The sequence below is a fragment of the Pseudogracilibacillus sp. ICA-222130 genome (genome assembly GCF_037892545.1).
Classification (GTDB): domain Bacteria; phylum Bacillota; class Bacilli; order Bacillales; family Amphibacillaceae; genus Pseudogracilibacillus.
This window is the reverse complement of the sequence record NZ_JBBKBG010000044.1, coordinates 1-14,826: the sequence shown is the minus strand read 5'-3', so window position 1 is coordinate 14,826 and position 14,826 is coordinate 1. Positions and strand designations below refer to the sequence as shown.

The following is a 14,826-nucleotide window of genomic DNA, read 5'->3' as shown; positions in this document are numbered from 1 at the left end:
AAAAAACCTTAGCATCTATATAAACTAAATAGATACTAAGGTTTTTTAAGTTTTTACGTACGATGAAAGCCCCATAATTTAAAATGAACATGAAGACCAATCACTATCGCTGCAATTGCAAGTAGCACTGTCGGTACCGTCCACGCAAATCCTAAAGCAAAGACCATGGGGGCAAATGTAACGATTGCTAGTTCTAGTGGTACTAAACCAACATAAGCCATCGCATAATCTTCCATCGTTCTACTCTTTAAGTTCGGATCCACGATACGTAGTAATGCTAATCCCATCGCTACAGTACCTGTACTCCAACCCCAACCGAAAATAGCTTTTTCAAACCAATAATGCTCAAACAAATTCGGACCAATAAATTTAAAAATAACATATGCCCATAAAATTCCGAACACAAATAAAATAATTAACGGCACTGCATAATCCATGACGACGGTTAAGTTAATTGAGGCAATTCCAATTGCTACTAGAAAATCAGTCGCACTTCCACCAATTTTGTCCATTGTCGGTTGGTCAATATATTTATCCGCCTTAAATAAGCGCATCAAATTTTGAAAAATTAATCCGACAATAAATGCAACACTAAATAAAGGAATGGCAACCATTGGGAAAATAGACTCTAATGTGTCCGTTAGCCAATATGCTCCACCAACCACCATTGAAATAATTGCAATATGGTACACTAACGGGTCAATTGAGTTTGATGAAACGGTTTCTACTCCAATCGGACGACGTCCATCTTCCTTTCGTATTAATCCTGTTCTTAATTCATTCGGTAATTCTTTAAAACTAGAAATGAACTGTGTATTTCCTTTTTCTGTGTTTCGTTTAATAATTATAATTCCACCAATAACAGCTACTAAAATACCAATCGTTGCCGATGTCATTCCAAGCGACATTGCATCATCCCAACCGTATTTTGCATATGCTTCTCCGATTGCAGCAGCTGTACCGTGTCCTCCAACAAAACCTGCGCCCAGAACTAGACCAAATCCAACATTGATATCAGTGAAAAATAATCCAACTAATAAAAGTCCAACTACTGCTCCCCCACCCCACATGATTACTGTGATCAAAATGGAATAGGATAACATTTCTCGTACACGTTGGAACACTTCTCCAATCTTTACTTTTGAGGCACCGATAGGTACTGCGCCAAAAATAAATGCAATTAATAATCCTGGATATGCTGCAAACTGACTTGAAAACGGTAATATATTAACACCACTAGGGCCTAATGCCAAACCGATAAATCCAGCAATCATACTAGCAGGTAAAAACAATGCTTGTACCCACTTCACCTTAGCACGAATTGCGGTTCCAACTAATAAGAGTGCTGAGATGATTGCGATATCTGTTAACAAAGTCCAAATAGTAAAATCCTCCATAATATTCCTCCTTACACTTTCCCAGTCTAAAAAATACATAACACGATGATTATACAGAGGTACAGGAAAGTAAATCAAGTAAAATAGGAGAAATATAGAGTAAATTAAAGAAAACATGTAGTTTTATACAGATTTTTGTCATATTTAGTCTAATTTCATTCAATTTCAATCAATTTGATAGAATATCATAAATCTTCTTAACATTCTGTACAAAAGACTATCTTCAATATATTGTCTAAACATCCACATAAAAAAACAGTAATGTTAATCTTCTAATTATAAACATTACTGTTTGCGTTTTTTTGTTATATGGTGCTTTATCAAATAGGGTTAGTATATGATGAAAGTTATTCGATAATGAATCGTTTTTTTGAATGAAACAATCGATTTCCCTCTTAAGTTTTTTGATAGTTTTACAACCTCAACTTAACAGGATGCCGTTCACTTTTTCACCAACCCCATTTACTAAAGGATCATTATCTTTGGATTTATGGGTTTGTCGTCCATAATCCTGCTGTTTTTAAGAATACACGACTTTTTAACTTTAGAGTAGAAACGATTAATTCTGCTAAATCTTCGGGGTGTAATACATTCTGCTCATCACCTTTTACAAGTCCTTGATTAATCGCTAAATCTGTTACAACCGTACTCGGTGTTAATGCAGTTACTCGAATATTATGTTTTCTTGCTTCCATTGCCAGTGATTCCGTTAATCCCATGACACCAAACTTCGATGCACTGTATGCACTCGTTACAGGACCTCCTTTTTCCCCAGCTGTAGATGAAATGTTAATAATATCTCCCGATTTTTGTTCAATCATTTTCGGTAATACCGCACGCGTCACATAATACATACCGAAAAGATTCACTTTTACAATTTGTTCCCATTCTTCTACTGGTAATTCTAAAAAGCTTCCGAATTTAGCAATTCCAGCATTGTTAATTAAAATATCAAACTTTCCTAACTCCGCATATAATTTTTCTATAGCTTTTTCAACTTGTGTATAATCCGAAACATCCGCCGTTGCAATCGCAACACGCACATCGTATTTGGCAACCTCTTCTGCTACCGTTTGTAAATCAGCTTCTGTGCGAGCAATTAATCCTAAAGAAACTCCTTCTTCGGCAAGTGCTAACGCAGTAGCACGTCCAATTCCTTTTCCGGCACCAGTAATAATCGCTACTTTATTTTGTAATGACATATCATCTACTCCTATCTAAACATACTTCACACCCATTATAATATGTACCAGCAAACAACAAAAGAAAATCCTCTCTCACATAATGATGAGAAAGGATACTCTATTATACGACAATATTAGATTCATACATTTCCTTATATTGTGTAATATGGGACTCGGCACGATTCACACGTCTCATTCCACTATCTCCAAATTGTTCCCCTTTTGCTTCTTTATAGAAATACCAAAGGCTCCAATAATAATCGAGGAAGATTTTCAATAAATGAAGTCGTTGTAATTCTTCTTCATTCGGAGAACGTCCGAAATAATAGGATAGGAAAAACATCTCTTCTTCTTCATCCAACAATAACGATAAAGATAAAGTAGCAATGTCCCATAATGGATCACATAATCCACTATATTCCCAATCAATTAAAAATAGATGGTCCTCTTTGTCCTTTAATATATTGACAAAAACTGCATCCATATGACATGGTACTTCTTTCACTTGGAAGGATTGATATACCTTTTTTAACTCGTGTATATCTTGTCGAAGTGAAGCGATTTGATCTAGTTTCATTTCATTTTCATTCATTACGAGGGTTTCATAATGATCTATCCTCTTAAAAAGATCAAATCGATTCATTGTTGGTGCCTCTGCATGGTGAAGACATTGGAATAAATGAATGACATCTTGCATCAATCCTTTTTCACGTGCCATTTTTGGTGTTAAAGCTTCTGCTCCATCAATTGCACGTGTTATTTTTACACCTGTTTCATCATCGTAATAGACGAGTGGTGGATTAATGCCTAATTCCGTCCCAAATAATAAATTTTGTTTTTCTGTGCAACGGTCCAAAAGTTCCTCTGTACCTTTGCCAGGAATACGTACGACAAATCGCTCTTCTTCAATGGTTACAAAATAACTATCGTTCGTCTCTCCACCTGGTGTTCTTTCTATATGTTGGATCATTTCTTTGGATACACCTAGTGTATCTTGCATAATGCCATAAATCAGCTCCTTGTTATTTTTCATTGCACACAACCTCCTATATACTATTTGAAAGGTACGAACAACTATGATGGCGCTTACATTATTTAATAAATTTTAAAGCGCCATATATATTATACAATATATTCACGAAATTTTCCGTCATCTTGTTTGAACACTTTTCTAGTTGACCTTTACGTTACGTCATACATTACGATTATTATTAGGAGGTGAGCCTAATCGAATATAAAGTACAAGAAGTAGCAAAAATGGCCGGGGTCAGTGTACGAACATTACATCACTATGATGCAATTGGTTTGTTAAAACCTACCTCATATTCAGATGCAGGTTATCGACTGTACACAGAGGACGATATCACGACATTACAACAAATTATCTTTTTCAAAGCGCTTCATTTTTCCTTAAAGGAGATTAAGAACATCATATACGATCCTACCTTTGATAAAATAGAAGCGCTACAATTACAAAAGAAAATGTTGCTTGAAAAAAGTGCTCATATCAAGGAAATGATCCATACGATTGAACAAACAATTTTATATGAAAAAGGAGCAATTCATATGACGAACGAACAAAGGTTTACAGGATTTGCATATAACGAAAACAAGTATGAACAAGAAGCGAGAGAACGTTGGGGAAGCGATACTGTTAACAGAGCAAACGAAACAATGCGCCAATATGACCCAAATGTATTAAATGAAAAAATGAACACCATTTACAAAGAACTTGCTGCTGTTCGGCATTTGTCCCCTCAATCAGATGAAGCACAATTAGCCATTGCTTCGTGGTACAACTTTTTAAATAAATATACGGGACATCACTATTCCTTAGAGGCTTTTCAGGGACTCGGTCAAATGTATGTGACCGACGAACGTTTCACAAAAAATATTGATCAGTTCGGGGAAGGTTTAGCGCAATTTATGTATGAAGCAATGCAAATATATGCCCGGAAACAAAAAAGAGAATGAATGATTCTAGAGAGATAGACTACGTTAGATAGTAGGTAGCACGAGTAGGAACCTTGGACAAAACTAAGTGAAAGAAAATCGGTCATGTTTATCTTATCGTGATAAATATGACCGATTTTTTATATTAAAATTACATACATTTTCTTTACATATCCCCCATTATTCCAGCCGCTTCTAAAAGTTCAGGATTAAATACAAATGCATAAAATTTCTCGATAGAGTCATACCCAAATTCATCTACGAAACGTTGTTCCATCTCATTTGTCACACGTGTATAGTGATGATCGAACATTTTAATATTATTTTCGTCAGTTACCGTAATGACAAACTCATCCTCATTCATCCATATTTGATGATCCTCCATATTTGCCTTTCGTTCATACACATCTAAATGAAAGATATTATCTGACTCCATTATCACGCACGATATTGCTTCCGCATTTATTTTACATATATCGGCTCCAGTTAAATAAGCTTCTTCCACTGTGTCATCCACCCAAATTCCTTCGACATTCTTCATAAATGTTTCTTGTTCTTGCTTTATTTTCTCTTCCTCTTGCAAATTTGTTAATTTTGTTTGTAAGTCTTTTAAAAGCGCTTCTTTTTCCTTTAAACTATCATGGGTTAAATCTTCTTCTAACCCCTCTTCCACTGCTTTTAATCCTGCATCATACGCTTTATCTTTCTCATACGTCGCAACTTCATCGATGATTTTATCAATCTTCTTACGCTTTTTCTCATTTTTCTTAATTTGTTGTTCTAAAGATGTTAATGTTGTATGCAACTCTTTCACGTAAGGATGGGTAAGATCTTCTTCTAATACCTTTTCAATAGTATCTAGACTTTCGTTATACATTCCATCATTATGTAATGTTTCAATTTCCTCCACTTTCTCTGTTACTTCTTCATACGTAGATGTTAAGTTTTCTATCTCCTCTAATTTCGCTTTTGCTTCCTTTATCAATGCATCTGATGCATTAGAAACAGTTATTACTTCGGAAAAAGCTTCTACCGCCTTTGTCATTTCGCCTTGGTCCATGGATGAAATCCCATCCATCATTGCTTCTATTTGACTGATATACATTTCGGCTTCTTCATCTGAATCTTTTTCGAGCAATGCCTCTTCAAAATAAGATCGAGCTGTTTCATAATCTAACGTACTAAGGGCATTTTCACCATTTTCCATTGCTTCCTTATATGCTTGATTACATGCAGTTAAAAGGATAATGAGAAAGCACAAAATGATGATTGCATATATTTGTTTTTTCAAAAAAACCCCTCCAACCTTATTAGAATGACCGTAATTACAATTTTTACCATTTTTGTCATCATATCATAAAGTAAGAGGAGCTTCTATTTTATTCAGACTAGTTTTTTATTGCATGACTAAACCACCATCTACGATTAAATTTTGTCCTGTTACTGCATCTGCCCATGGTGATGCAAAAAACAGTACTGTTTTCGCCACATCTTCTGGTGTTGTCACTTTTTGGAGTGGCGTACTTTCTTCAATCACATCAAAAACAACGTCCGGTGTTGCTTTACTTGCATCTGTTGTACGCAATAACCCGCCTGACACCATATTTACTGAAATACCATTTGCGCCTAACTCTTTCGCTAAAGAACGCGTCATTCCAATTAAGGCAGACTTTGCCGTATTATAATCATGATATGGCACAACAGGGTTTTGTACTAAGTTCGTTCCAATACTAATAATGCGACCGAATTTTTGTGCCACCATATCCTCCCTGCCTGCTTGCATCGTATGTAAAACTGCCTGTACACTACCTTGTAATTGTGTTTGGTAATCTTCCCAGCCAATAGTATCTAACTTTTTACGATCATCTCCATTGAAGGAAAAATCGATTAAAGCATTGTTTACAATCGTCGTAATTGGCTTTTTAAAATATTCCTTCGCACGTGCAAACATCGCTTCAACACTTTTCGCGTCTCGTACATCCGCCTGAATCGCAATCGCACGGTTCGCTCCTAAACTTTCTGCAATACTTTCCGCTCTTTCCTTACTTGAAAAATAATTAATAACCACTTGTGCACCTTCATCTGCAAATTGACGAACGATTGCCTCTCCTAATCCACGACTTCCACCAGTAACTAATACAACTTGTTCTTTTAATTCCATGTTGATCCCTCCCAATATTTTATTCCATATAAAAAGACCACTTTACGCAGAAAGTGGTCTTTACATACTTATATTGTAAAAACATTTCCACTTCCTTACGACAGTATTAACTGCTTCAAGTTCAAAGGGTCAGAGTACACTCTTCTCAGCATAAAGCTCCCCTAGTGATTTTTTTATATGCAATTTACTTGTATTGTATCATATCAGCTAAACTTCTCAAGTAAACGCTTTACGTTTATGAATCAAGCGCGATATGAATATGTGCTAAATGATGTTCCTCATGCCAGTTTAGTTTTTTTAACTTTGCAGCAACTGTCACCTCTCCATTACCATGAAGAGTAAATGTTCGCAAAAGGTCTTCATTCGTCAACGTTTTTCCTAAAGCGACAATTCGCTCATTAATTCCTTCCAGCATTTTTATGGAACATTCAACAGGTAACCGATTATCTGCATGTTCTATCCATTTATCTTGATCAAATGCATAAATAACAGGATTATTAGCTGTTAATGCCATCTTTAAACGTTGGTACATATTCAATTGCGAGTCTGCGATATGATGTACTAACTCTCTAACGTTCCAACTATCTATACGATATCTCTTTTCTAACTGCTCCTCACTCAACCCGTCTACGGTTTCACGCAGTCGGTCTGTATACGTTGCAATGTCGCTTAACCAATTTGCTACATCATCCATTGTTGCATTATTTGGTACTTCAAGTTGCCCTATCGGATATGTCACATCCATGTTCCTATCCCCTTTCGTATACTTTGTATAGACTTATTTTACCATAAAAAATCGTTTTGTTTCGTCAGATAAGAAAGATGTTATCTATTCAGATTCAAAACTAAAGCCATGAATTGTAGTAACATCATCAAAATGAACGAGTCTTTTCTATTCCTTCCTTTTTGGTAATGTGATAGTAAATACCGTTCCTTTTCCTTTTTCACTTTGTACATCAATCGTTCCGTCATGTAATGTAACAAGTTGTTTGACAATAGATAATCCTAATCCAAATTCTCCATATGGATTGGTCGTTCTAGAAATATCTGCTTTATAGAAACGCTCCCAAATATGTTCCACTTCTTTCGTATCCATGCCAATACCAGTATCTTTTAAAACGAGTACAGAAGTTGCCGCTTCCTCATATGCTTGTAAAGTAATAACGCCATTTTCTGTAAACTGCATACTATTTTTAACGATATTCATCACAACTTGTAATAACCGATCCATATCCGCTTCTACATACATCTCGCCCGGAACATCTATCATGATGTCATTTCCTTTTTCCTTTGCGAGTGCATGCAATTGTTCCTGCACTATCCTATACAACTCCTCTACTCGTACTTTTTCTATATGAAGTTGTATTTGATTCGAACGGATTTTTTCGTAATCTAAATTTTCATTCACTAATCGAATGAGTCGTTTTGCCTCTTGCTCAGCAAGATGTAAAGCACGTTCTTGTTCTGAGGCCGGGATCATATTATTTTCCAATCCTTCAATCATTCCACGAATCGTTGTTAATGGTGTTTTTAACTCATGAGATACATCTGCCATAAATTGACGTCTACGCTTTTCTAACCGCTCAATTTCGTTTGCTGATTGTTCTAACTGATCGACCATATGCTGGAAATCTACCGCTAACTCCCCAATTTCATCCACTGTAGAAGTTGGTAACTTGATTGAATAATCTCCTTTTGCAACAGCAGATGTCGCTCGTTTCAGTACATTAATACGTCTTACATGAAATCTAGCTAAAAATGCACTTAATAATAAAGCTGTTGCAACGGCAATATAGACACTTTTCCATAATGATGCATTCATTGTATCTATCGCATTACTCAATCCACTTATTGGAGCTGCAAGTAAAATACCTCCGACAAACCTTTCACCCTGAAAATAAGGCAATATCACATATGTTGCCCCTTCTTTGAACTGTTCAAAGTCTTTTTTCACAATAACTTTATTACCTTTTGTCACTTCATTCCAATCTGCATCATCCAAATGAATGTCCGGTATTTTTCCATCCGATGCATATATAATTTCAGATTGCTCATTAAATAAACTAAAATGAATCGGGCGATTTTTTAACACACTTCCATATTCCTGCAATAATTGTTGCGGAGGCTTTTCCGATGCCGTTAAATTCGCCAAAATTGTTTCGCCATATGTCATCAATTCTTCTGTCTTATTTTCATACATATATTGCTCGACAAATTGTGTAAACAACAAAGCAACGATAAGGAAAGCGACGATGATGACACTAATATGGCTTAATAACTGTTGATAAAAATATTTAAACTTCATTTATTTTGTTCCTTTAAAGGAAGTGAAACAAATTTATACCCTACACCCCACACCGTTTGTAGACATTCACTTGCTGTTTCACCTAATTTTGTACGTAGTCTTTTCATATGTACATCCACTGTCCGATCATCTCCAAAGAAGTCATATCCCCACACATGTTCTAATAATTGCTCACGAGTGAATACTTGCTTCTCATGTTCCATTAAAAACGACAGTAATTCAAATTCTTTCGGCGTGAAATCTAAAATATTCTTTCCGTTAGCAAACACTTCTCTCGTCTCTTTATTTATCCTAATCATCTGTGGATCCATGGAAGTATTTTCTACGTTTGCATGATGACTACGACGTATGACAGCTTTAATTCTAGCCATTAATGTTAAAGGACTAAATGGCTTTGTCACATAATCATCTGCACCAAGTTCTAATCCAAGAACTTGATCGGATTCCGCATCTTTTGCGGTAAGCATAATGATTGGTGTTGTGATGTCATGACTACGTAATTTTTTGCATATAGTAATGCCATCCATGTTTGGTAACATCCAATCTAATATGATACAGTCCCAAGCTTCATGTAATGCGAGTTCATATCCTTCTTGACCGTCTGTTACATATTTTCCTGTAAAATTTTCTTTCATAAAAAACATTTCGATCATAGAAAGGACACTTTCATTATCTTCAATGACGAGTATTTTCATCTGTTCACACCCTATCTATTATCTGTTCCGTGTATTTCCTCTATTATATCGAAAATTTTTTATTTCATAAATAACAAAAGAGCTTGAGAGATAAGTCAGAAAGAAATGATGGTCCGAATGGTCGTTCAATGGAGCTTTTCGACATAAGCTTCCTTTTTAGCATCAGGAGAAATTGGCTAAAAATCTTTCGCTCCATTTCCTTCCCATTCATGTTTCTTCCTAACTACTTCTCAAACTCTTATTCAAATGAAATACGTATATGTTTATCAAAAAAATGGACCATTTTATTCTAGTGTGTTACTTGATAGGGTTACATCCACGTTCATTTTTTCTTTGCCACGATATATTTCTAAGGTTACTTTATCGCCTACTTTTAATTCTTTATATAGAGCATTACGAAGGTCTTCTGTATTTTGAACCTCATCTCCATCCATTTTCACAATAATATCGCCCGGTTTCATCCCTGCTTTTCCTGCTGGAGAATTGGCATCGACGTCTGCTACTGCAACCCCTTCTGTTACCTCATTCGGTAATTCTCCTAAATAAGAACGTGGTATTTTATCCACATCTGTCATGGAAATGCCAAGGTATGGTCTTGCTACTGAACCATTTTTCATTATTTCCTCCACAAGCGGTATGACATCATTACTCGGAATCGCAAATCCTAAACCTTCCACACCACCTGCAGCAATTTTTAAACTGTTAATTCCAATTACTTCTCCATTCATATTTATAAGTGGTCCACCACTATTTCCAGGATTAATCGCGGCATCTGTTTGAATGACTTGTAAATCCCACTGTCCTGCTGAAGTCTTTGTTTCTATTGTTCGATCTACAGCACTTATAATACCTTGTGTGACAGAACGAGAGAATTCTACTCCTAAAGGATTTCCAATAGCGACAACTTGGTCTCCTGCTCGTAATTCATCTGAATCACCAAACTCTAAGACGCTTTCGACATGTTCATTACTAATACGAAGAACAGCTAAATCACTTAATGCATCCGATCCAATTAATGTCGCTTCTACCGTTTCTCCGTTCGCTAAAGATACTTCTAACCGATCTGCACCTTCCACGACATGATTATTTGTCACAACATATGCATCATCATCTTCTTGTTTAATAATAACACCAGAACCTGAACCACCTTGTACATCCCCACCATTTGATGGGACAAATGGATTTTGTTCTCCTTGTTTATAATTACTAATTCCGACAATCGCTTTAGAAGTCTCTTCGACCATATCAGCTAAGGAATCGGTTGATACCTCTTTTGCCGTCGTTTTCACTTTAGGTACTTCTTCTTTTTGTTCTGTTTGTTCTGTTTGTTCTCCTTCACTTTTCTCAATTTGCGGAGATGTTAACTGTTCCCCAAGCGGCGTATAAAAAATAGCCCCGAACGTTAAAACAGAACCGATAACCCCGGATAATACAGTCTGTCCCCAATTTTTTCGTTCCTTTTTTTGCGGTTGTATCTGTTGTTGTTCATTTTTATTTTGGTCATCTTGTTGAAAGTTTTCATCCATCTTGCTTCACCCTTCGTATTCTTTTATCTTTACTATGTTCAATATAACAAGCAAATATGAATAAATTATTACCAAAATATAAAGAATAGATGAAGATGGTAATATGCCATCATAAAAAGGCTTAGACAAGTAGCGTCATCATGACACTTATCTTATCTAAGCCTTTATACATTATTTTATTACAAACGTTTCCCGTTACCCGAGAATTCACGTACTTCATCTTCCTTATTTAGAGGGTCAATTGTATGTTTGTACGAATATCCTTTTGAAATCGTCACTAATGTTAATACTAACGTTAACACAGTTAACACTAAACCAACGACAATCGACGTCGCAATCATATGTGATCTCCCCTTTCTATATATATTTCATATGCATACTTCATTACTTTTTCTTTTTATTACCTTTATTATAACATGAGTTTGTTATTTCCTTAAGAATATTATGTGTCTTTATTGTAACGAGCGGTAATACCTGTTGCTTTATCAAAATAAAATTGTCTTGTACGTGGACGTAATAACACATATATAGTATGAATACATAATACTACCACTATGAGCGCCCATAAACCTTGCACGATTACTTGCATCCATACATTAAATACGTAAAAGTCTGATTCCATGTCTAATTCAGCATATCGTGTGACAACTAAAAATATATTTCCTAACATCCATGGTGTGATTAATCCTATCCAACGTTTAAAGAGTGCTCGTCTAAAAGGATATCCTCCTTCTTCTTGCACTAAAGTAAACCGCAATACGATCGTCCCAATCGTTTTTCCACCGGATAACAATGGCATCATAAATTGTAATAAAAATAGCCCAAGTAACTTACTAAAAAACTCGATTGATCCATGGTCGATTTGAAAGATAAACGAAAAAACAAGCCAAACAAATGCGACAACATAATAATCGATTACAATGGCTAATAATTTTGGCATCGCAGAAACCGTACCTGCTTGGAATACCTTTTCTGCCTTTTCCAAAGGTTGATCCTTCGATGGAAAGAGCGCTAAAATAAATGGTGCGATTTTAAATCCAATTACGGCACCTAATGTGTTTAAAATTAGATCATCTACATCAAATAAACGGTATGGGCAATTATAAATGCCATATAACCCTGTAATTTGTGTTATCTCAAAAAACAAGGAGACGGAAAATCCTATTAGCACCATCCGTTTTACTGTCATCGTCTTAGAAAAAAAGTATTTCATGTACACCCCTAACGGCAGTAAAATAAATACATTAAATAAGGATGGCAAAAACGCACTATGACGAACAATATGTAGCCGGTTGTGACCAATTAATAGTTCCAGATGAAAATATTTCATACACAAAATAAAACGGTATGAATTGAACATGTTTCGTATCTGCACTTTGTATTGCACACGTATCACGCACATCAGGTAGTGGTAAAATAACTAAAAAATATGCCGAAAGTGCGTAAAATATAAACGTTAATATAATAAATGTCGACCAAAAACTAAAATAACCATATTTTCGATACGTATATATTAACCATGGAATCGCAATATGAACCGCAAGTAGAAATAATATAAATACTGCAATGAAAATTGGAAAAGAATATACACCCATACTCGTACCACCCCCCATTATCACTCACTACATACACTTTGTATAGTAATGATATTACTATAACGTATCTACATTTTCAGAACAACATGAGAAAGGAACTTTTTTCACGAATAAATAGCGTATCCATGTCAAAGCTATCTTTTCGTAAAAAAGCGAAGAAGTAAAGGACACTTATCATATAGTCTAGCAACAGAATATATTGCTATTAAATTAAAAAATGAAGTTACATAAGATCTGTCAAAACACCTCAAATAGCTTCCATTCTTTCCTTAGTTTTTCGTGATTTCGAGGACGATAGAGCTGCCCAGCGTCCCTGAGATTTGAATTTTTGCGATTTCAAGGACGGTAGAGCGACCCAGCGTCCCTGAGATTTATATTTTTGTGATTTCAAGGACGGTAGAAGGGCCCAGCGTCCCTGAGTTTTAAATTTTTGCGATTTCAAGGACGGTAGAACACCCTAGCGTCCCTGAGTTTTAAATTTTCCTGATTTCAAGGACGGTAGAGCAGCCCAGCGTCCCTGAGATTCCAATTTTTGCGATTTCGAGGACGGTAGAACACCCCAGCGTCCCTGAGATTGCATTTTCACGATTTAACTAGTTGCTTCATTTTTATCCAAATACATAAAGATTCACCATATTATACCACTAATATATTATGGTGAATCTTTTTTCTCCGTTTATGAACAAAAGGAACGGGTATAAATGTTGTAGAATTAACGTTAGGAGGAATACAGAAGGATTCATCCAACCATAAAAACTCCCCTCCTGAATTACCGAGGAAGCATTCATTTAAAAGTCTATGAGAAGAAAGGAATAATCATATGATTCGTATCATCGGTATGACGACAGAAAATAAATTAGAAACTGTTCATTCATTTCAAGAAGTAAACGTAGATATGTGGAAATGGATTTGGATAGACCTTGAAAATCCATCGATTAACGAAACGGAAACATTGATGAATACATTCCATTTACCCCGAATGTCTGTGAAACATGATGTTGCTTCCGTGCGACGACCAAAAGTAGAGCATTTTACAGCGTATGATTTTTACATTACACATATATTAGGGGTACAAAACAACGAACTAATCAAATATGAATTGGATTTTTTCATCGGTGAAAAAGTATTCGTCACGATTCATTATGAGCCACTAGAAATGATAAATGATGCAAAGACCTTCATCCATGAAACGCGAGAGGTGGATAATTGGACAACATACGACATCTTCTTACATCTATTAACGAACATTGTCGATAGTTATTATCCATTAATCGAAAAGGTGGAAGATATATTAGAAACGATTGAAGATAACACATCTAACAAAAAAATGAATCGATTAATGGTCGAGCTGTTTGACATACGAAAACTTTTATTACATATGAGTTATACCATTATACCGATGAAAGACATGGTACAACATATTTTATATAGCGATATTCCCTTAAGTAAAACGTATAAACGGAATAACTTCACCCATGTACATGATCATTTATTAAAGCTAACCGAAATGGTCACAACGAATCGTGAGATGACGGCAGACATTCGGGATAATTATTTATCTCTTAATTCATATGAAACGAATAACTTGATGACCGTCTTAACGATTGTCGCTTCCATTTTCACTCCACTAACATTTATTTCTGGAGTATATGGAATGAATTTCGACCATATGCCTGAATTACATTGGAAAAATGGATATTATATTGTTTTAATTATTATGATACTTATTGCAACTGGTATGTTTATTTGGTTTAAACGAAAAGGTTGGTTTAAATAACCTTCTCATATGAAGAAAAATTTTTTCACTAGGATAACGGACATTGTTTTACTCCTTTCTCGTTTGTATCACATCTATTTTATAAACGAGAGGTATGGCTTTTCGATCATCGGAACGCCCTTTTTTATGTATACCTACACATACAGCAGTTCAAATTAATATTATGTTGTCGGTATTTTTAGCGATTTTTATGATTAGAAATATTCGAGATGAAATTAATTGAGCTCTATGAA

General features: G+C 35.4%; 14 protein-coding genes and 1 riboswitch. Of the genes, 2 read left to right on the top strand and 12 right to left on the bottom strand.

From position 1 onward, the window contains the following. Positions 1 to 53 precede the first annotated feature (53 nt). The 3 genes from WKT09_RS12715 to WKT09_RS12705 all read right to left on the bottom strand — a co-directional run bounded on the left by WKT09_RS12715 (position 54) and on the right by WKT09_RS12705 (position 3,614). Complete coding sequence (locus WKT09_RS12715) at positions 54 to 1,397, bottom strand: sodium/glutamate symporter (protein ID WP_340416385.1); 1,344 nt, start codon at positions 1,395 to 1,397, stop codon at positions 54 to 56. A gap of 488 nt (positions 1,398 to 1,885) precedes the next feature. Then, complete coding sequence (locus WKT09_RS12710) at positions 1,886 to 2,599, bottom strand: 3-ketoacyl-ACP reductase (protein WP_340416384.1); 714 nt, start codon at positions 2,597 to 2,599, stop codon at positions 1,886 to 1,888. 103 nt (positions 2,600 to 2,702) lie between these two features. After that, complete coding sequence (locus WKT09_RS12705; protein WP_340416383.1) at positions 2,703 to 3,614, bottom strand: choline/ethanolamine kinase family protein; 912 nt, start codon at positions 3,612 to 3,614, stop codon at positions 2,703 to 2,705. A gap of 194 nt (positions 3,615 to 3,808) precedes the next feature. Here WKT09_RS12705 and WKT09_RS12700 point away from each other — a divergent pair, with 194 nt between their 5' ends. Then, on the top strand, positions 3,809 to 4,555 hold the full coding sequence (locus WKT09_RS12700; RefSeq protein ID WP_340416386.1) for a MerR family transcriptional regulator: 747 nt from the start codon (positions 3,809 to 3,811) through the stop codon (positions 4,553 to 4,555). A gap of 145 nt (positions 4,556 to 4,700) precedes the next feature. Here the strand turns inward: WKT09_RS12700 and WKT09_RS12695 are convergent, their stop codons facing one another. From WKT09_RS12695 to WKT09_RS12655, 9 genes are all read right to left on the bottom strand, one after another. Then, positions 4,701 to 5,825, bottom strand: coding sequence for a hypothetical protein (locus tag WKT09_RS12695; protein ID WP_340416382.1), 1,125 nt, complete (start codon positions 5,823 to 5,825; stop codon positions 4,701 to 4,703). Between the two features lie 105 nt (positions 5,826 to 5,930). Then, positions 5,931 to 6,695, bottom strand: coding sequence for a 3-oxoacyl-ACP reductase (locus WKT09_RS12690; protein ID WP_340416381.1), 765 nt, complete (start codon positions 6,693 to 6,695; stop codon positions 5,931 to 5,933). A gap of 75 nt (positions 6,696 to 6,770) precedes the next feature. Further along, positions 6,771 to 6,868, bottom strand: a riboswitch (TPP riboswitch). A gap of 62 nt (positions 6,869 to 6,930) precedes the next feature. Continuing rightward, positions 6,931 to 7,440 carry a YfiT family bacillithiol transferase gene (locus WKT09_RS12685; RefSeq protein ID WP_340416380.1) on the bottom strand — a complete coding sequence of 170 codons (510 nt, stop codon included), beginning with the start codon at positions 7,438 to 7,440 and terminating at the stop codon, positions 6,931 to 6,933. 147 nt (positions 7,441 to 7,587) lie between these two features. Continuing rightward, entirely contained in the window at positions 7,588 to 9,000 is a 1,413-nt protein-coding gene (locus tag WKT09_RS12680) for a HAMP domain-containing sensor histidine kinase (RefSeq protein ID WP_340416379.1), read from the bottom strand. Further along, positions 8,997 to 9,695, bottom strand: coding sequence for a response regulator transcription factor (locus WKT09_RS12675; protein WP_340416378.1), 699 nt, complete (start codon positions 9,693 to 9,695; stop codon positions 8,997 to 8,999). The genes WKT09_RS12680 and WKT09_RS12675 overlap by 4 nt, the downstream gene beginning before the upstream one ends. Positions 9,696 to 9,979: 284 nt before the next feature. Beyond that, positions 9,980 to 11,221 (bottom strand): S1C family serine protease, encoded by a 1,242-nt coding sequence (locus tag WKT09_RS12670; RefSeq protein ID WP_340416377.1) that lies wholly within the window; start codon positions 11,219 to 11,221, stop codon positions 9,980 to 9,982. 179 nt (positions 11,222 to 11,400) lie between these two features. Beyond that, positions 11,401 to 11,562: a YtzI protein gene (gene ytzI / locus WKT09_RS12665; RefSeq protein WP_340416376.1), complete on the bottom strand. Its 162-nt coding sequence runs from the start codon at positions 11,560 to 11,562 to the stop codon at positions 11,401 to 11,403. Between the two features lie 101 nt (positions 11,563 to 11,663). Further along, entirely contained in the window at positions 11,664 to 12,551 is an 888-nt protein-coding gene (locus WKT09_RS12660) for a VanZ family protein (protein WP_340416375.1), read from the bottom strand. Beyond that, the gene (locus tag WKT09_RS12655) at positions 12,490 to 12,816 is read right to left on the bottom strand and encodes a hypothetical protein (protein WP_340416374.1); all 327 of its coding nucleotides are present in this window, start codon (positions 12,814 to 12,816) and stop codon (positions 12,490 to 12,492) included. Before WKT09_RS12655 ends, WKT09_RS12660 begins: the two co-directional genes overlap by 62 nt. Before the next feature lie 820 nt (positions 12,817 to 13,636). Between WKT09_RS12655 and corA the strand changes: the two genes are divergently transcribed. Then, on the top strand, positions 13,637 to 14,593 hold the full coding sequence (gene corA / locus WKT09_RS12650; RefSeq protein ID WP_340416373.1) for a magnesium/cobalt transporter CorA: 957 nt from the start codon (positions 13,637 to 13,639) through the stop codon (positions 14,591 to 14,593). Positions 14,594 to 14,826 lie beyond the last annotated feature (233 nt).

What these genes read in the sequence shown, in the direction of transcription:
- ytzI (WP_340416376.1), bottom strand. Translation starts at nt 11,562, where the DNA reads ATGATTGCGACGTCGATTGTCGTTGGTTTAGTGTTAACTGTGTTAACG.
- WKT09_RS12690 (WP_340416381.1), bottom strand. Translation starts at nt 6,695, where the DNA reads ATGGAATTAAAAGAACAAGTTGTATTAGTTACTGGTGGAAGTCGTGGA.
- corA (WP_340416373.1), top strand. Translation starts at nt 13,637, where the DNA reads ATGATTCGTATCATCGGTATGACGACAGAAAATAAATTAGAAACTGTT.
- WKT09_RS12680 (WP_340416379.1), bottom strand. Translation starts at nt 9,000, where the DNA reads ATGAAGTTTAAATATTTTTATCAACAGTTATTAAGCCATATTAGTGTC.
- WKT09_RS12670 (WP_340416377.1), bottom strand. Translation starts at nt 11,221, where the DNA reads ATGGATGAAAACTTTCAACAAGATGACCAAAATAAAAATGAACAACAA.
- WKT09_RS12675 (WP_340416378.1), bottom strand. Translation starts at nt 9,695, where the DNA reads ATGAAAATACTCGTCATTGAAGATAATGAAAGTGTCCTTTCTATGATC.
- WKT09_RS12660 (WP_340416375.1), bottom strand. Translation starts at nt 12,551, where the DNA reads ATGAAATATTTTCATCTGGAACTATTAATTGGTCACAACCGGCTACAT.
- WKT09_RS12715 (WP_340416385.1), bottom strand. Translation starts at nt 1,397, where the DNA reads ATGGAGGATTTTACTATTTGGACTTTGTTAACAGATATCGCAATCATC.
- WKT09_RS12685 (WP_340416380.1), bottom strand. Translation starts at nt 7,440, where the DNA reads ATGGATGTGACATATCCGATAGGGCAACTTGAAGTACCAAATAATGCA.
- WKT09_RS12655 (WP_340416374.1), bottom strand. Translation starts at nt 12,816, where the DNA reads ATGGGTGTATATTCTTTTCCAATTTTCATTGCAGTATTTATATTATTT.
- WKT09_RS12710 (WP_340416384.1), bottom strand. Translation starts at nt 2,599, where the DNA reads ATGTCATTACAAAATAAAGTAGCGATTATTACTGGTGCCGGAAAAGGA.
- WKT09_RS12705 (WP_340416383.1), bottom strand. Translation starts at nt 3,614, where the DNA reads ATGAAAAATAACAAGGAGCTGATTTATGGCATTATGCAAGATACACTA.